Source organism: Methylocystis sp. (genome assembly GCF_051061285.1).
Classification (GTDB): Bacteria; Pseudomonadota; Alphaproteobacteria; order Rhizobiales; family Beijerinckiaceae; genus Methylocystis.
The window spans coordinates 1-16,680 of the sequence record NZ_JBPFEA010000021.1; the positions used below are offsets into that span (position 1 = coordinate 1).

Annotated in this window: 13 protein-coding genes; 4 read left to right on the plus strand and 9 right to left on the minus strand. The window is 59.0% G+C overall.

Features of this window, described 5'->3' with window-relative positions; genetic code table 11:
* The first annotated feature begins 779 nt into the window (after nt 1-779).
* Nucleotides 780-6,128: an AAA family ATPase gene (locus ACR65T_RS07125; RefSeq protein ID WP_434495820.1), complete on the plus strand. Its 5,349-nt coding sequence runs from the start codon at nt 780-782 to the stop codon at nt 6,126-6,128.
* 662 nt (nt 6,129-6,790) lie between these two features.
* Here the strand turns inward: ACR65T_RS07125 and ACR65T_RS07130 are convergent.
* Together ACR65T_RS07130 and ACR65T_RS07135 are read right to left on the minus strand one after the other, a co-directional pair.
* Nucleotides 6,791-8,020 carry a TIGR04372 family glycosyltransferase gene (locus ACR65T_RS07130; RefSeq protein WP_434495821.1) on the minus strand — a complete coding sequence of 410 codons (1,230 nt, stop codon included), beginning with the start codon at nt 8,018-8,020 and terminating at the stop codon, nt 6,791-6,793.
* A gap of 108 nt (nt 8,021-8,128) precedes the next feature.
* Nucleotides 8,129-8,266 (minus strand): hypothetical protein, encoded by a 138-nt coding sequence (locus ACR65T_RS07135; RefSeq protein ID WP_434495822.1) that lies wholly within the window; start codon nt 8,264-8,266, stop codon nt 8,129-8,131.
* 103 nt (nt 8,267-8,369) lie between these two features.
* Here ACR65T_RS07135 and ACR65T_RS07140 point away from each other — a divergent pair, with 103 nt between their 5' ends.
* Both ACR65T_RS07140 and ACR65T_RS07145 read left to right on the plus strand, forming a co-directional pair.
* The gene (locus ACR65T_RS07140) at nt 8,370-9,464 is read left to right on the plus strand and encodes a DegT/DnrJ/EryC1/StrS family aminotransferase (RefSeq protein WP_434495823.1); all 1,095 of its coding nucleotides are present in this window, start codon (nt 8,370-8,372) and stop codon (nt 9,462-9,464) included.
* Between the two features lie 14 nt (nt 9,465-9,478).
* Complete coding sequence (locus tag ACR65T_RS07145; RefSeq protein ID WP_434495824.1) at nt 9,479-9,997, plus strand: WbuC family cupin fold metalloprotein; 519 nt, start codon at nt 9,479-9,481, stop codon at nt 9,995-9,997.
* 66 nt (nt 9,998-10,063) lie between these two features.
* On the opposite strand, the gene ACR65T_RS07150 is transcribed toward ACR65T_RS07145, so the two are convergent.
* Nucleotides 10,064-10,756, minus strand: coding sequence for a class I SAM-dependent methyltransferase (locus tag ACR65T_RS07150; RefSeq protein WP_434495825.1), 693 nt, complete (start codon nt 10,754-10,756; stop codon nt 10,064-10,066).
* 239 nt (nt 10,757-10,995) lie between these two features.
* Between ACR65T_RS07150 and ACR65T_RS07155 the strand changes: the two genes are divergently transcribed.
* Nucleotides 10,996-11,781 (plus strand): class I SAM-dependent methyltransferase, encoded by a 786-nt coding sequence (locus tag ACR65T_RS07155; protein WP_434495826.1) that lies wholly within the window; start codon nt 10,996-10,998, stop codon nt 11,779-11,781.
* 44 nt (nt 11,782-11,825) lie between these two features.
* On the opposite strand, the gene ACR65T_RS07160 is transcribed toward ACR65T_RS07155, so the two are convergent.
* From ACR65T_RS07160 to ACR65T_RS07185, 6 genes are read right to left on the minus strand one after another with little or no spacing between them, the layout of a single operon-like run.
* A complete protein-coding gene (locus ACR65T_RS07160) occupies nt 11,826-12,308 on the minus strand; it encodes an NUDIX hydrolase (RefSeq protein ID WP_434495827.1) in 483 nt (160 codons plus the stop codon).
* Nucleotides 12,301-13,221, minus strand: a complete 921-nt coding sequence (locus ACR65T_RS07165) for a transketolase family protein (protein ID WP_434495828.1) — start codon at nt 13,219-13,221, stop codon at nt 12,301-12,303. The genes ACR65T_RS07160 and ACR65T_RS07165 overlap by 8 nt, the downstream gene beginning before the upstream one ends.
* Nucleotides 13,218-14,084: a transketolase gene (locus ACR65T_RS07170; RefSeq protein ID WP_434495829.1), complete on the minus strand. Its 867-nt coding sequence runs from the start codon at nt 14,082-14,084 to the stop codon at nt 13,218-13,220. The genes ACR65T_RS07165 and ACR65T_RS07170 overlap by 4 nt, the downstream gene beginning before the upstream one ends.
* A 30-nt stretch (nt 14,085-14,114) precedes the next feature.
* A complete protein-coding gene (locus tag ACR65T_RS07175) occupies nt 14,115-15,110 on the minus strand; it encodes a GDP-mannose 4,6-dehydratase (protein ID WP_434495830.1) in 996 nt (331 codons plus the stop codon).
* A gap of 33 nt (nt 15,111-15,143) precedes the next feature.
* A complete protein-coding gene (locus ACR65T_RS07180; protein WP_434495831.1) occupies nt 15,144-15,800 on the minus strand; it encodes a class I SAM-dependent methyltransferase in 657 nt (218 codons plus the stop codon).
* 4 nt (nt 15,801-15,804) lie between these two features.
* Entirely contained in the window at nt 15,805-16,659 is an 855-nt protein-coding gene (locus tag ACR65T_RS07185; protein ID WP_434495832.1) for an NAD-dependent epimerase/dehydratase family protein, read from the minus strand.
* Nucleotides 16,660-16,680: the final 21 nt, after the last annotated feature.

Here is a 16,680-nt window from a genome sequence, read left to right on the forward strand (position 1 = left end):
TGCTGAAGACGCCAGCCGCATCCGCGTCAATCCAGGCGTCATGGCGCGCCTGCGTTCGCAAGCCCTCAACATCGCCAGGGCAAACGGCGTCGCCAACATCGCCCAAGCCCTTTGGAGCGGCGCACTCGATCCCGCCGTCACCCTCTCATACCGTGGCCTGTAAACAGCGTTGAACAGCCCTGGTGCCTATGGGAGACATGGTTTCGGAGGTGCTGACGCGTATTGGCAAAGAAATGTCGATTTCCAATGATAAGATTTTTGTTGGTATGCCCCATGCGAGCGGGGCTAATAACGGACCGATTTCCAAATTCCTCCGGGGCGCTGGGGAGGACGAGTGGAGCCGTCGTTTCATGAGTATTGCAGCCAAGGTCAGAAACCTCTCCGGTTAAGCTGGAGACGTTCGGTTCAGTTAGAGCGCTATGGCGTAGACGTAGTGCTCATCATCGTCCGGCGTGGCCCGCCATCAAAGTGTAGCGTAGCATAGCGTGCCGACGGTGGTCGAAGCGTAGAATCGGTATTCTCTATGCTACCTGCTGACCGGTCCCTCGGCAGCAATGCGCCCCCATCTCTGCCATTACACCGGCCTTGGCGCCCCCCTAAACCGGACGTTTTTGAGTCTCGGTGGCGCTCGCGGCTTCACGGCGGTAGCGGTAATCCAAGAGGCGAGCGGTAGGTTGCACGTTCACTCATTGCCCACTTCGGACTACCCTGCAACGATATGAGCGAGTCGAGTTGGAACTCCACCGAAGCGCTCGATCACTTCTATTCCGGGGCGCTATTTGACAAATTCCAGGAAAAAGCGGGCTACCTCGACCGAGCTAACTGGCGGGGCGGGATTCACCTACGAAGACACGGTCGTCGCCTATTACCTTGTCGCGCTACTTCGGGAAGAAAGCGCGGCACTGCAGAGTGGTGTCGTCCGTAGCGTGGCAGTTCAGCAGGCCGGCCACGGTTACCCGATGGACGATCTGATCGTCGAGACCGACGACTTGGGCGAGCGGGCCACGCTAGGACTACAGGTCAAAACCGGCTTTGCGATTAGTAGCGGCGATGCGCTCTTCAAAGACGTCATTGCCCGCGCGTTGGAGACGCGAGCCTCAGCGAACTTCCAGCCCGAACGAGACGCATACGGTTTCGCGGCCGAGCACCTTGCCGTGGATGGATTACGGACGCTGGAACGGCTGATCAACTGGGCGAAGTCTAGTCCCGATGCGAAGCACTTTGAAGAGCGCTTCGCTGAGGAGGCCTCGGCCGCGAATGCCGAGCGCGGGATGCGAGACGATCTTAAGACCATCATTAATCCGGCCAGCGCGGAAGACGAGTGGCAGTTCTATCGCCACTTCGTCGCAACACGTTTTGATGGGCTTAGCCCCAGTGGCGTCACCAGAACCGACCTAACTAATCGGCTGCAGGAACTGGTTGCCAGCAATGAAGATGGGCAAGGTACGCTGCTTTTTGACCAACTTTGCACGCTTGTCCGGCAGGGCGAAGGCAGCGCGCGGAAATGGACGCGGGAGTCGCTGCTGGCCCAGCTAGGCGGCGTTGCGCGCTTGAAGGTTGCGCCGAACTACGCCGACGACATCAAGCTCCTGCAGGATTTCTCGACATCCGGGCTTGCAGCAATTTCGGACGACATCGACGGCGTTCGCATCGAGCGGCCCGAAATAGAGCGGCTCATTCGTGAGCGCCTTGCAACGGCAAAGGTGCTGAACGTCAGCGGTCTGCCCGGCTGCGGCAAGTCGGCGATGTTGAAGCGTATCGCTGCTGCCGATACGGCAAAGGGGCCGATACTCTTCCTCAAATCGGATCTGCTTGAGGGAAAGACGTGGCTGACCTTTACCGGCACCTTGGGCTTGAAGCACCGGTCCGTCGCCAGCGTGCTCGCCGAAATCGGCGCAACAGGAACCCCGATCCTGTTCATCGATGGCATCGACCGGATACGGCCTGACCATCGCGGCATTGTCAGCGACATCGTGAAAGCGATCGAAGAGAACGAGGCGCTTTCGAATTGGAAGGTGCTGGCAACTTCACGCGACCAAGGGCTCGAGGCCTATCGCACGTGGTTCCCCGCCAGTTTCTACCGCGGGACGCAAATCAGCGACGTCCCGGTATCGGCTTTCACGGACGAGGAAGCGACGATCCTTGCCGAAAAGGTGCCCGCGTTGTCGCAGCTCCTGTTCGGCGCAGCGGCGGTGGTGGAGATTGCCCGGCGGCCTTTCTTCGCCTCCGTGCTGGCTGAGACGTTCGCCGATAACACTGTGACGCCCCAGACCGAGGTGGACCTTATCTCGGCGTGGTGGGCCCGCGCCGGGCACGACGCACTGGAGGAGACGGTGCCGCAACGCCAGCGCGCCCTAATTGATCTGGCCGAGATCGGCGTTGAGAACCTTGGAAAAGGTGTCCCGGCGCGCAAGCTAAAGGACGCCACGACCGCGCAAATCGCGGCCCTAAAAACCGACCGCATTGTTCGAACGGACGACGACGGCGCGTCATACTCATTCAGCCATGACATCTTCTTTGAATGGGTCTTCTTCCGCCTTCTGATCGAACTGGGTACCGATTGGCCCAACGGGCTTGGAGCCGCGGGCGAGCCACCGCTGCTAGGTCGGGTGGTTGGGTTGCTGGCCCAGAGCGCGCTCGGCACCAAAGGAAAATGGCTGGCGGGCTACCGCACGCTGGAAGCCGAGTCCCTTCGATCGCAGTGGCGGCGTGAATGGCTGACGGCCCCGCCATTCTCGACGGCCTTCGATGCGACCAGGGACGAGTTCGGTGAACTCGTTGCAGCTGACGACTACGCGCTCCTCGAAAAGCTGATCGTCTGGTTTCAAGCGGAGCACACAGTGCCAAACCAATTTGTGCTGCAGAACCCGGCCCTCGTCAACGGAAGCGACATGATCGGCATGGCCGAATATCTGAGCTGGCCTTCGGACTTTAGTGGCTGGCGACGGCTCCTAGGCTGGCTGTTGCCTCAAGCGCCGAACTTGCCGGCTCGGCTTTTGCCAAGCCTGCTGGAACTTTTCGGGGCCTGGCAAAATGCGCTTGCTGACCACCGGAACCCGATCTCCGAAGCCATCGTCACCACCTGTAGCGCATGGCTAGTCGAGCTTGAACGGGACCTTTACGCCGAGCGGTTTTCTTCCGAACACGGACGTTGGGGAGCGCTGGGAAGCGAAGCTCGGAAGAGCCTAGCGAGCGCTCTTCGAATGCTGATCATGCGGGCGGCACGCGCATATCCAGCGCCAGCGATCGCTCTGTTCCATCGGGCGGTTGCAAACGGCCGTATGAGGCGCGAAGCATACAGTGAGCTGATGGCCTTCTCGCCAACCATGGTGGACGTCTCGCCGGAATCCATGATGGCGGTCGCCAAGGCGCAAATCATGGAAGAGCTTCCCCAAGACCGCGCAGAACGCAAAAAACGTGAGCACGACGAATACTTCGAGCGGCTGCAGCGCGTCCGTGAAATTCCAGAAAAAGACCGCACCGAAGCGCAACGCAAGTTCCTAGAGAACACGCACTTCCATGCCATCGGCATGTATCGTTATGACCTCGATGACGTCGGGATCAGTCGCCATGACAACTACTACTTTCCGGGCTCGGCCTTGCACGAACCGTTCGTCACCCTGTTTGGAAAGCGCCCGGACATTGGCCGTGCGCTCGTCCGCGATCTGGCGAACCATGCCACCACGGGATGGCGGCAGATACACGCCATCAACGTGAATCAGATGGGCACACCGCTGCCGATTGAAGTCGACTTCCCTTGGGGCAAGCAAACCTTCTGGGGCGATTGGCACGTCTACAACTGGTTCATGGGCCAGCTCGCACCGCAGCCATTGGAATGTGCTTACCTCGCGTTGAGCTATTGGGCTTTCAAAGAGATTGAGGTTGGCCGGCCGACGTCTGATGTTATCCGTGAAGTTCTGGAGGGGCATGAGTGCCTGGCGACCCTCGGGCTCGCGCTGGTTGTTGCCCTCGAGACATTCGAAGTATCGGAAACCACGCTGCCGATCGCATCTTGCCAGCGCATGTGGGAATACGACATGGCCCGCGTCGTGCAGTTTCCCAACCGCGACCTCGACATCCTTGGGTTCGGGTTCATGAACCGGCTGACCGGTGCGAAGGCCGAAGCGAAGAAATTTCTCGACAGCCGTGTGAGCAACAAGCGCGAGGTGAAGGAGCTCGCCATGCGCTTCGCGGTCTCCAAGCCCAGAGAATTGCGAGAGCGGTTCCGCGAGGCGCTTGCCGCCTTCCCGAAGGACCTGCCGTATCAGCTCGCGGAGCATCGATCTGATGCGGCCGTTACAGCCAAGCTGAAGGAAGCCGCCCAGTGCTGGGCCCCGCTGGGTGACATCAAGAACTACCGAAAGTATGAGCAGGACGACGGTGCTGCGTTTGTCGGCTATGAACCGCCAAATCCGCTATCGCCTGACCAAGAAAAGCGGTCGGCTGAAACCACAACATTCCTGCAGGAGCACACGGTTATCGGGTGGGCAACGCAGTCGGTCGTGGCCAACGCTCTTCAGCCGCAGATCGACTTGGAAGTCGCCGTATCGTTCGCGAAGGAACGTGACGGGCGCGGCGTGTTGGCTCGCCGCCGGGACGCCGGGAATCATGGTTCACAGACGGTGCTTTCGGCGGTAGCGGTCGCCGTCATCCGCTTCGCTCCTCCTGAAAGCCTCCATCATACGTGGGCGTGGGATGTCATGAGCCGCGTCGCAAAGATGGCCGAGCCAGCCAATGTATTTGGCGGCGAACGCATCCCATGGCATCCGGCGAAGCATCTGGTCGTCGCGCTGTTCCACGACCGGAAATCGCAGACGCCACGCCCCAACGACGTGAAGCATCTGATTGCGATGGCCATGCACCCGAACGAAGAAGTATCAGAGCTTGCTTTCGATGCGCTGTTCATGGACTCCGATCGACACGTTCGTTGGGTGGCCGCCCAGATGGCCATGGACCTGTGCATCCACCACGCATTCGAGATGGGCGATAACGGTCGGCGCGATCACAGCGCCAACCAGAAGGCGCGGCGTGACAGCAAGGCTCGCGCGCTTCGCCGCCTCAACGCCAAGAAACCTGAACCGCTGACGACCATTCCCCCGGCGTGGGTTCGATCGCCCCGACGCCCACGGTTTGACCGCGACGGTGAGGCGCTTGAATGGGGCGATCCCAACCCCTCCTTCAACCCCCAGCTCGCCGCCAAACTGTTTGTGAAATTCCCGATCGAGAAATGGCTCGCGAGCACAACGTACAAGCTGCTTGTCGAGCAGTGGCTCGTCCAGCTCGTGAACTGGACGGTCGAGCGGATGATGCCTCCTTGGCAGGACCGGAAGGATCGTCGGTTCGATTCGTCCTCCGACGGGGCTCATCTAACGGAATGGAACAGTGCTCTTGGACAATTGATCGCGCGGGCCGCGCCGCTCGTAACGCTTGCCTTCGCAAGGGACCGCCTTCTCGCTCCATTCCTGACCGACGACGACCAAGGGCTATGGGTTCTTGCGCCCTTTGCGACGGAGGCTGTGATACGGCATGTGATCGATGCGCCAACGGTGCCGCCCAATACGTTCGAGCTGTTGGACGATTGCGCTGCTCGCGTGATCCAAGACCCCACCTTCCGACCTGGCAACTACAGAGCGGGCGAAGTCAGCGGTTGGGATATGCCAAAGCTCATAAGGGCGTTAATGTTTGTACCGTTAGACAAACCCGCCTCTGGTTCGGCGCGATTTGCGAACGGCGACTGGTCGCAGGTGGGCATAGTAATGCCGATCGTCACGAAGATGGTCGCAAGCGCGGGATGGTCGACATTTGTCGCACAGACCTTCATGACGCTTTGCGAGCGCGCGGATACGGCCTATCCGGTTCGCGACTTCGCAGCGCAGGCGAACACAATGCTGGATGCTCTGCCCAATGCGAAGGGAGCATGGTCGGGGACGACCCTACCGGCGAGGATCGCCGCTACGGTTCAACGGCTCGCCGATGGGAACTTTCCGTTGCGGCGCGATGATGCCCAAAGCCTCCTTCGAATCCTCGACGCGCTAATCGACCTCGGCGACCGACGCAGCGCCGCCCTTGAGCAGACTGGCGCTTTCAAGAACGTTCAGCGCCCTACTCCGGAACAGGGTGCAAGATGACCGATCTCTCACGGAGGAGGGCATGGGAGAGGCTTGGCGTTCCTTAGGTGGCTATGGCGTAGGAATAGTGCCCATCTTCATCGTTCCCGGCCCGCCAGTCCTATCGAGGGCAACTGTCTTCGTCGACTTTTGAGCGCGCATAGAAGCCCAATAACCACGCGCTTCGCACGAAAACCTCCGGACTGCGGTGCATCGGCTGAGACCCGAAATTGTCTCTCTCCGGCCGTTTGTCTCCAAACCTCCCGACTGCGCGGATTTAGTAAGGAACTCGTAAGCATCTCATTTTGAATCGCTTTTTGCGACGCCGACCTCCGCACTTTTCACAGATATCGCGGGGTAGCGGAAGCGACCGGGGACCAACATGGGCATTGATCGGGCGAAGGTTTTTCGAGTCGCTCGGTGCGGCCACCGCGCGAGACCACCTGCGGATCGCACGAGAAACGGTGGAAACGTACAACTAGGCTAGGGTGACTGGCTTTATCTCGGGCCAAGACACGGCCAGCTTTCACGACGGGTGATAGCCGCCTAAGTTCCACACGTCTTTATCTACCGTCATCATCAATTCGTTGAACGTCTCGGGCTCACCAGTTGCGCGCGCTGGCGCGCCAGAAGATCACGGGCGCGAAACGGCATCGTGCGCGCCTGCTGCGCAGCCCGACGGCCTAGGAGCCGTGATCCCCTTTCTCAAGGGCCGCCTGTGCGTCGAGCAGATGACGATGACGACGCAGGAAAGCGGCCCCAATTCGACCTGCAGAATGCCACGAATAATGCTCCGGGCGCATCAAGGCGCGAAACCGCGCCTGCAATTCGGCGTCGTCTGGATCTTCGACGAATTTTCCTTCGAGCCGATCCATCATTTCCACGCTAAGTTCGGCGATTTCCTGCGGCGTATTGTCAATATGCCGCAAGCCACGTTCGGCGAACTGCGTGGCAAGGTGGTATTCGGACGAGGCGTCCGCCAGCGCCTCGCCAAAAGACAAAGTGCGTCCGCTCGCGTCCTGAAGCAATTTGGGAATGGTTATATCGCCCGGGAAAAGTGGATAAGCCACGCCCATTGGCGCCATATTGGCGAGCACCGATCGCTTGCCGAATATTCCGGAGATTATGAAAACGCCGGACGTATTGCCGAGCACAAAGCGACACCGCGCGAGGAGAAAAATATCCATCCACGCGCTCTTCGCAGGAGAGCGCGCATAGTCCACCACCCCCGGCGCCGGCACCAGAGGCTCCATTGTCGCGTCGCCCACCCTTACGCACCAGCCGCCCCGGGCGACGATTTCCCGCATCGCCTCTTTGTAACTGTCGATCCGCGAGTTTCGAAAGCAATGCGCCCAGTCGTGGACGGGCTTGAAGCCGGCCTCACGCGAATGCACGCATACGAACCAGGCCCCTTCCGGCATCCCCCAGGCTCGCAACTGCTCCTCGCCTTTCGCGATTTCTGCATCGGAAAGCTGCAGAAGCGGCGGCCGATCCCCCCAGAGCCGCAGAATTTCCTGATTATGCGACGCGCCCCCCTGCGCAATGGAATAGGCCGGAATAACGTCGACGACCTCCGGAAACTGCAAGAATGGCCGCAGCAGGACATTCATCGCGCGTGAGCGCACGACATGAATATAGCGCGTCCAATGCGCCAAAAGCGCCTCATTGGCGGGCGTACGACCGTCAACCAGGAGGATTGGTTTGACCTTTCGTCCCGAGAGTATTTGCCGCTTCAGATAAACGTCTAGGTCCATCGCGAGCTGGCCGAAATCCTCGATCAGCCAGATATGCGTGTGCAGAAAGCGATACCCCAACCGACTGAGGATTCGCGCCAACGGGGCGTAAATTGGGTAAAAGAAAAGACCGTGCAGCCCCAACTTTTGTTCGGTGAGGCCTGTTCGATCGTCATTCATCCCAATTGATCCCTTCCTTTAGGTTTGCGAGCGAATAATAGCGCTCGCTGCAAATAATTTGGGAGACGCTGTCGCGCGAGCGTCGAGCCTGCAAAGCCGTTTCCGCCACTAACTGTGCGCGGCGATCGGCCCAGCGCAAAGCGCGATGTTGTAATGCGTCATTTTCGCGTAGCCCGTGTGAAGAACTTCGTCTTTCATGCCCCACATGAAGATGTCTTGCAAGTGGCGACGCAAAGTCACGAACATTGCTCGACGCCACTAAAACGTTAGAATTTGGCCAGTAGATGCGGTAGCGTGCCCCTTGCGACGGCAGGCGCAAATCTCATTCGAGCCCCTCGGCCAGGACTCCATGCTGAAAGTACCCTTTCTCGATCTTCGCGTCACCGACTCGGTGGAGCGAGGCGAAATTTTGACCGCCATCGAAACGGTTCTCGACCATGGGCGGATTCTCTTAGGGCCGGAGGTCGACGAGCTGGAGCGGCGAGTTGCGGCGCGGACTGGCCGCGAGTACGCGGTTGGTTGCAACTCCGGAACCGACGCGCTCATTATCGCTTTGCGCGCCTTGCGGATTGGGCCAGGAGACGAAGTCATTGTCCCGGCCCTCTCTTTCATTGCGACCGCCAATGCCGTATCATTGGTTGGCGCGACGCCGGTTTTCGGTGATCTCAACGACGATCTCAACATCTCGATCGAGTCGGTCGCGAGTCTCGTCACCCCCGCGACGAAAGCCGTGATCCCGGTCCATTGGGCGGGACGAATGTGCGACATGGGCGCGCTGAGCGATCTTGCCCGACATAAGGGACTGCATATCGTCGAAGACGCTTCGCAGGCGTTCGACGCGTCGATCGGGGACCGAAAGGCAGGCGATTACGGGATAATCAGCTGTTTCAGCATGAACTCGATGAAAGTGTTCGCCTCCCTGGGTGAAGCCGGCATCCTCGTGACCGATGATCCTCAGCTTCATGAGCGCTGCGTCTCCTTGCGCTACCATGGTCTGGTCAATCGGGAATTCTGCACGGAGCTCGCGCAAAATAGCCGACTCGACACGCTGCAAGCCGCAACTCTGTTGGTCAGACTGCGACGTCTCGATAATGTCATCGAGACGCGGCGCCAGAATGCGCGTTACCTCAATGGGCGCATCGAAAAATATGTCGACGTCCCGCGCGAGTCGGAGGGTCAGCGGCATGTCTACTATACCTACACGATACAAGCCGACCGCCGAGACGATTTGAGTCGCTATCTCGCGGCGCAGGAAATAGAAACCAAGATCCAACATCCTTTGCTCATGCCTCAGCACCCCGTCTACGCTGGCCGCGCGCGGGGGACATGGCAAAAAGCGGACAGGCTCATCAAACGCGTGCTCTGTCTCCCTTCCAACGAGAAATTGACAGCTGAACAGCTTGCGCGCGTTGCCGACGCGGTGAGCGAATTCTATCGAAGCTGAACGGACTGATCGAGATGGCCTCGGTCTTCGAAAACAAGGACGACATCATCGTCGTCGACAAGTGGTGGATCGAACGCGTTAAGGCCGCCGCACGAACGGCGCCGTTGCGCCGCGCCCGCCTGAATCTGCACAAGTCGGCAGACGACCAAGTTCAGGAAATGTTGATCGCCTTTTGTGGCGATTCGTTGAACGCTCCACATCGCCACGTCGGCAAGAGCGAATCTATGCATTTGATCGAAGGCCGCGTTCTCGTTGTTTTTTTTGATGAAGAAGGAATGGTCACGCGTCGGCAAGAACTTGGCGCGCCAGGGACGAATTTGGCGTCGCTGTACCGACTCTCCTCGCCGGAATGGCATACTGTCGTACCTTTGGACGACGTCGTCGTAATTCATGAAGTCACGACGGGGCCATTTCGGCCGCGAAGCGAAGCCCTTCCCTCATGGGTTCCAGTCGACGACGAAAACATTCGAAGACTCTTCGATCGCCTGAAGCTTGAATCACTAATGGAAGAGTCTCGATCGGGTCAGAAATGATCCGTCTCCCCAGACCGCGTCACCTTTACTTTGTCGGTCTGGTCGGACCTCGCACTTAATCGTCCCTCATGCACGAGTTTGCTTGGGCGAGCAACAAAGCGCCATCAGATAGTGCGCCATCTTGGAATAGCCCGTGTGCACGACCTCGTCATTCATGCTGAAAACGAACACGTTTTCGAAATGTCGTCCAAGAGCGACATGGAGTTCGTCAGCTGTCTTACAATTGACATGCCCTTCCTTGCTTTGCGGCGAGGCAAAATTCTGCGACTCCAGCGAAGGACTTCCGATTATGAGAACGCCGTGCCGGCTCAGAGATTGCGTAATATTCGACAAAAACACATCTTCGAGATCCAACGGAATATGCTCGATGACATCGAGCGAGTAAGCCGCATCAAATATTTCGGCTACCGGTCCTCTCAGGATATTATGCGTCCGAAATTCGATCGGCCATCGCTTTGAGAAACGCATATTGGCGTCGCCGATAAACTCCGAATCGAAGTCGATGCCGACGACCGATTCGACGGCTTGAGCGACCAGTCTCGTAGGGAAGCCGTCGCCGCATCCCACCTCGAGCACGCGCTTCGACCCCGCCAACATCTTTGCGACGAACTTATAGCGAGCCAGAGTAAAAACCAGATGGCGTGGGTCGTCGTGCCACGCCCAACTCGTCGCGAGTCCGAGCTGTTCGCGGCCCTGTGCCTTTATCAGGTTCACACGGCTGCGGTATTGCCGTTCGCCCTCTGCTTCGTCCTTGCTCATAAAACTCCTTCCATTAGAGTCCTTGAAATTTGCTAATTAAGAAGGAACCGTCTTCGTCGTAACCACTAACCGACGAACCTTCCGGTCACGCATCATCCGCGCCAACGACGTTCGTCTCGACGTTCAGGCCGACCGTGGATTTTTATTTGCGCCGAAAGCCGATGTCTATCTTTTTCTCTTGATTGCAAAAGGCATTTACCTATAACGACCACAGATTTTTCGATATCGCGGGAAGGGCCATGGTTTCAAATCGGAAGTTCACTAGACAGGACATCCGCAATCTTTACGCCAGCGAAGCTGAAAAACACGGCGTCGGAGGCGCCAGCACAATTCAGGATATGCGAACGAGGCTCTTTGAGATCGAAGCAATCGCATCATATCTTCGTGACGACATCCGCGTTCTAGAGATTGGCTGCGGCAACGGCTATCTGGCAACCCGGATGATCGAGAAATTCTCGATTTTCCTCGAAGGCTTCGATTTTTCGGAAGAGCTGATAAGTGTCGCGAAGTCGCAGACCCCATCTCACCCCCGCGGAAGCGCGTCGTTCGAGGTGGGGGACGTCTTGACTTACGACAAGAAGGATACGTTCGACCTCGCCTATTCGGTGCGCTGTATTCAAAACCTGCAAACCTTCGATGATCAAAAGATAGCTCTCCGTAATATTGCTGCCTCGCTCAAGGTCGGGGGCGAATATATTATGGACGAATGTTTTTGGACCGGCCTTAACAACCTGAACGAGGCGAGAGCGGAACTCGAACTGGCTCCTATCGCAGAATCATGGCACAATACGTTTTTCCACGAAGCCGAAACCATAGAGTACATGAAATCGCTCGGCTGTGCGTATGTCGAACAGAATGCTTTCCTCAGCGGCTACTATTTCGGATCACGAATACTGCTGCCCGCGCTGTCCGCCAGAAACAAGAAGATTTCGTCGAGCAGTCGTCTGAACGACTATTTTGTAGCCTTGCCGCCGGCCGGCGATTTTTGTCCGATGAAGGTGATTCGCTTCAGACGCGAGCGTTGACTGTAAACCGCGTTACTTTCCGCACGGCGCAACCAGTCATCGACTCAGCCCATTCGATCTGCATGCCTCGCGCGCGTCAGATGCATCCAGAGCGCAAATGCGTCGTATGGCGTCACTCGTTCCCTCGCAAGCAGGTCGGGGCCTTCGAACGCGCGCATCGCGCGCCCCTCTCCGAGGACAAGCTTCTCCATCTGTGCGGCCGCGAGCGGCGTCTCGAAGAAATGGCGCTCGACAGGGCCGCCGCCTAATGCGGTAAAATCGAGCGTGATCGTCGTAAACCAGACCATGGTCTGGGCGTCGTATCCAAGTTCTTCCCGCAGTTCGCGCCGCAACGCCGCCTCGGCCCCTTCGCCGGGTTCGACGCCGCCGCCGAACAGGCCCCAATGGCCCGGGAAAAAAATGCCGGGCTTCTCATCCCTAAGCTGCATGAGATAGCGACCGTCGTCGAGGACAAGCAGCGCAACCGCCGCATCGCCCGGCGTCAGCGGTCCCTCGTTGAGGAAATAGTCTGGGACGCGGTCACTCACTGAGAATTCGCCGCGTCATATCCTCGACCGAAAGCCCGTGCGCGTCGAGGATGTCGTCATGGCTTCCGTAGCAGTGAATGAACTCATCCTTAAGCGTGAACGAAAAGAGCCTTGTTCGCGCGCCGATATCGAAGGCGATTGCTTTGACTTGCATTGCGAGACCGCCGGTTGGCGCGCATTCCTCGATAACGACGACAGAGGGAAATTGCGTCAGCACGTCGGCGACTCCGCTGACGTCGAGCGGCTTCAATGTGTGAACCGAATTGATCGCCACGCTGTGGCCGGCCGCCTCGAGCCGCTCGGCCACGGCCCACGCGCGTTTCATGATCGGACCGTATGTAAGAATGCAAACGTCCGCGCCCGGGCGAATTTGTCGCAGCTTGCCGAAGGTCCAGGGTTGTGGCGCGTTGCTGGTGAAGTCCGGCTCACCCGCCTTGCCGAGGCGCAGATAGACCGGCCCATGCTCCTGCGTGGCGCACCAACGCGTCGCCGCTTCGGTTTCCGCCGGGTCGCAAGGCGCGATAACTGTGAGGTTAGGAATCGCGCAGGCGATCGCTACATCTTCCTGCGCGTGATGCGTCGCGCCGAGCGTCGAATAGGTGAGGCCGCCGCCGATGCCGACCACGGTGACGCATAGATTTTGGTAGCACAGATCGTCTCGCACCATTTCAAATGGGCGGTAGAGCGAGAAGGTCGCAATCGTGTAGGCGAAGGGCCGCAGACCACGCTGCGCCATCCCGGCGGTCATGCCGATCATGATCTGCTCGGCGACTCCGGTATTCACGAAGCGCTGCGGAAATTTCGTGCGAAACTTCTCGATGCTGCCGGCAGGAGATATGTCCGCTACGACAAGGCACAGGCGCTCGTCCTCCCTGCCCAATTCATAGAATGTATCCGCAAATCTATTCCTCATGGGGCGTTCTCGATCTCGTTCAACGCCTGCGCATATTCCTCCGAATTGGGCGAACGGTAATGCCAGATCGGAACGCTCTCCATGAATGAAACGCCTTTGCCCTTCGTCGTGCGACAAACGATCAACTTCGGGCGAGGGGTCGCGTCATTCGAACAGTCGTTGTCGAGCGCCGCGAAAATCTCCGCGCTGTCATGTCCAGCGACTTCAGCCGTGCTAAATCCAAAAGCGCGCGCTTTGTCGAGTAGGGGGTAAAAGGCCTTGTGACCCTCGCTTATGCGTTCGAGGCCAGAAAAATCATTGTTGTCCATCAGCGCGACAAGATTGGAAAGACCGAGATTTGCGGCGGCCATCATCGCCTCCCAGGTCGAGCCCTCCTGAAATTCGCCATCCGATAGGACGCAATAGACCCGCGCGTCGCTCCCCTTCAGCTTCTCAGCGAACGCCTGTCCGACCGCGATTCCCAACCCATGTCCCAACGATCCGGTCGAAGCCGCAATTCCCGGCGTGCCGTAATCGGGATGCGCGCCGAGCCGCCCGCCGGGCTTGCAATAGGCGTCGAGGTCTGCGCGCGACAATATGCCTTGCTCCTCGAGCACGACATATTGGATCATGCAGCCGTGACCTTTGGACATCAGAAAGATGTCGCAATACTCACCGTTCGCGTCCCGACGCATCGCGCCATTATACAGCGAGTCGACGATCTCGACGCAGGAAAAAGCCGGCGCTACATGCAGCGCGGAAACTTGTCGCGAGATTTCCAGAATGCGCCGGCGGTAGCGGCGGCAGCGTTCCTTTGCCGCAGCGGCGTCGAAATTGTTGCGCCGTCGCTCGTCGCGCTGACATAGCATGAGTCCGTTGGTCATTTCACATTCCGCCCAACTCGTTGCGGTCGATCATGCCCGCAAAGTGTAATCGCGAGGCGCGCGTTTCAAAGCGGGAAGATTCGCACGCGCCCAGTCGACCATTTCCGACAAGCCCTCCGCCCAGTCAATGCGGGGCTCCCAACCCACGTCGCGCTTGATTGCTGAAGAGTCGAGCCAGTAGCGGGAGTCCTGCCCGAGTCGATCGCCGCTGACCTCGCACAATTGTTCGAACGGAACGCCGACAGCCTCCGCGCAAAGCTCGACGACGCGCCGAATCGAAGTTGGCTCGCTCGGACCCACGTTATAGACGGCGCCGAGCGGCGCGCCTTCCGCAACGAGATGGATCGCCCGGCCGAGATCTCGCGCATGAATATAGGACTTTTCCGCCTTGCCGCCGCCATGCAAGGGCAGTTTCTCGCCGAGCAGCCCCGAGACGATCGCCTTGGGCACGACGCGATGCAAAAGCTGCCCGGGGCAATAGGCGTTGGACGGCCTCAAAATATTCATCGGGAACTTGAGGAATCGGGATATCGACAGAAGATGCATGTCGAAAGCGACCTTGGAGGCGGCGTAAGGGCTCGACGGCTTGATCGGCTCGTCCTCCGTCACGGGGCGATCGACGGACCCGTACATTTCAGACGTCCCGATCTGAATGAAACGCTCCAACCAATCGCGCTTCATCAACTCTTCCGTAAGGCGCGCCAACGCCATCGAATTGGTCTCGAAGAACCGCCAGGAGTGCTTCCAGGAGACGGCGCCCTCTCCCTGCGCGGCGAAATTGACAATGATCTCCGGCTTTTCGCGATCGAGCAGTTCGAGCAGCAGATCGATTTCGTAGGTCACGTGACGAGCGTGATATTCGTAACCTTCGCGCTGATCGATATCCAGCGAGAACGCGCGCTCGCGCAGCGGATTGCGACCAATGCCGATCACTTTTCGCGGGTTCGCGTGATCGAGCAGCCAGAGCGCGGCGTGAATGCCGAAGCTGCCTCCGCCGCCAAGGATTGCATAGGTCTTATTCGACATGTGTTCGCCTTCGCTTCTTCAGGGAGCGTCACGTCACTCGACGATCGTCCAATAATAGTCGCCCGTATAGCCGGCTTCGGCAAAGACTTCGATCCAGCCCTGCGGGTAATCGTGGAATTTCGCCGTCAGCACCCAACTTTCGAAAAGACTCTTTTGCTCGGGCGTACGATACGAATCGACCTGCACGAATGAGCTTTGGCGAGACACGCGCTCGATCTCTCGCAAGGCCCTCAATGCGCCGGCGCGGTCGAAATTGTGAATCGTGTTGATGCTCACGACGCAATCGAAGCTCTTGTCGGGGAATGGCAGGGCGTCGGCGGAGCCGAGGTGCAGACGGCCCACGACCTCCGGTTCGCAGTGCATGAGGGCATAACGCGATATGTCGAGACCGAAGGCCTCCAGCCCCGGCTCCGCCAGCATCAAGTCTTTGACAAGAAAGCCCTTGGCGCATCCGACATCGAGAATTCGCGCGCCCGCCGCGAGACCGAAATGAGCGATGATATCCTTCGCGACCGGTCGCCAGCGCCCGTCGTAGCGATAGCCGCCATAGCCATATTCTCGCGGCCCGTCGAAATAAAGCTCCCCATATTCTCGCGAAAGCGCAATGGTCTCGGGCGTCTTCGCTTCGCCGCGCTGCGTGACGTTGCGCCGGGATTTCGGCAGCGCGCGCAACAGATCGACTTCCGCCATGGCCTTATCGCTCCGCGAGAATTTGTAGCTTCGCGACGGTCGCTATGGTCGGCGCGTAGGCAAAATCAGGGAATGCGGCGCGCGTCGCTTCGATGTCAAACGGACGATAGCCGTTATGCGGCATAGGTCCAACGCGCGGCGTCTCTTCGACCGCTACTTTACGCCGCGAGGCGCCGGCTACCGCTTCCGCTAGCGCGCGGAACGAATGCGCCTCTCCGGTCGCTACATTAAGCACGCCGATCGAGCGCCGCATCAATATCCGGAAAAGGATCTCGGCGAGATCGTCAATCCAAACATGGTCGCGTCGCTCCTCGCCCGCGCCGAAAACCGCGATATTCTCACCGGCCGCCGCTAAGCGACGAAAGCGATTGGGGCCATAGCCGTTGTGCGGATCCTCAAGACCATAGAGAAGGGTCGGACGCACGATCGTCAACGGCGCCGAGATATCCGAGCGAAATGCGATTTCCCGAACAAGGTGCATGGCGCCGTGCAGCGTTCCAGGCGCCGTGGGCGTCTCTTCGTCAATCGGAACCGGCACGTCGGCGTAGACGGCGTCCGAGCTGATGTTGATCACATGCGATGGAGCCGCATCCTTTAACGCCGCGACCATCGCGCGCGTCATTTTGACATTCTCGATAAGCATGTCGAGAGAGCGGCAAGGCGCGCGCGCCGCGGCCGCCACGACCGCATCGCCCGGCTGCAAAATCGCGCGCAATTGCTTCTCGGCGCCGTCGGCAAGCAGATCGATCTGCTGGCGGGCGATCGCCACTACGGGAATTTGCGCGCGCGCGATGCGGCGACAGAGCGCGCCGCCGACAAATCCACTCCCACCGATGACAACAACGCGAGCGGGAGCCATCGGAGCGGGAGCGAGATGACG

Excerpts from the sequence above, each read along its gene's own strand:
- ACR65T_RS07130 (WP_434495821.1), bottom strand. The coding sequence starts at position 8,020 with ATGAATGACGATCGAACAGGCCTCACCGAACAAAAGTTGGGGCTGCAC.
- ACR65T_RS07135 (WP_434495822.1), bottom strand. The coding sequence starts at position 8,266 with ATGTTCGTGACTTTGCGTCGCCACTTGCAAGACATCTTCATGTGGGGC.
- ACR65T_RS07140 (WP_434495823.1), top strand. The coding sequence starts at position 8,370 with ATGCTGAAAGTACCCTTTCTCGATCTTCGCGTCACCGACTCGGTGGAG.
- ACR65T_RS07145 (WP_434495824.1), top strand. The coding sequence starts at position 9,479 with ATGGCCTCGGTCTTCGAAAACAAGGACGACATCATCGTCGTCGACAAG.
- ACR65T_RS07150 (WP_434495825.1), bottom strand. The coding sequence starts at position 10,756 with ATGAGCAAGGACGAAGCAGAGGGCGAACGGCAATACCGCAGCCGTGTG.
- ACR65T_RS07155 (WP_434495826.1), top strand. The coding sequence starts at position 10,996 with ATGGTTTCAAATCGGAAGTTCACTAGACAGGACATCCGCAATCTTTAC.
- ACR65T_RS07165 (WP_434495828.1), bottom strand. The coding sequence starts at position 13,221 with ATGAGGAATAGATTTGCGGATACATTCTATGAATTGGGCAGGGAGGAC.
- ACR65T_RS07170 (WP_434495829.1), bottom strand. The coding sequence starts at position 14,084 with ATGACCAACGGACTCATGCTATGTCAGCGCGACGAGCGACGGCGCAAC.
- ACR65T_RS07175 (WP_434495830.1), bottom strand. The coding sequence starts at position 15,110 with ATGTCGAATAAGACCTATGCAATCCTTGGCGGCGGAGGCAGCTTCGGC.
- ACR65T_RS07180 (WP_434495831.1), bottom strand. The coding sequence starts at position 15,800 with ATGGCGGAAGTCGATCTGTTGCGCGCGCTGCCGAAATCCCGGCGCAAC.
- ACR65T_RS07185 (WP_434495832.1), bottom strand. The coding sequence starts at position 16,659 with ATGGCTCCCGCTCGCGTTGTTGTCATCGGTGGGAGTGGATTTGTCGGC.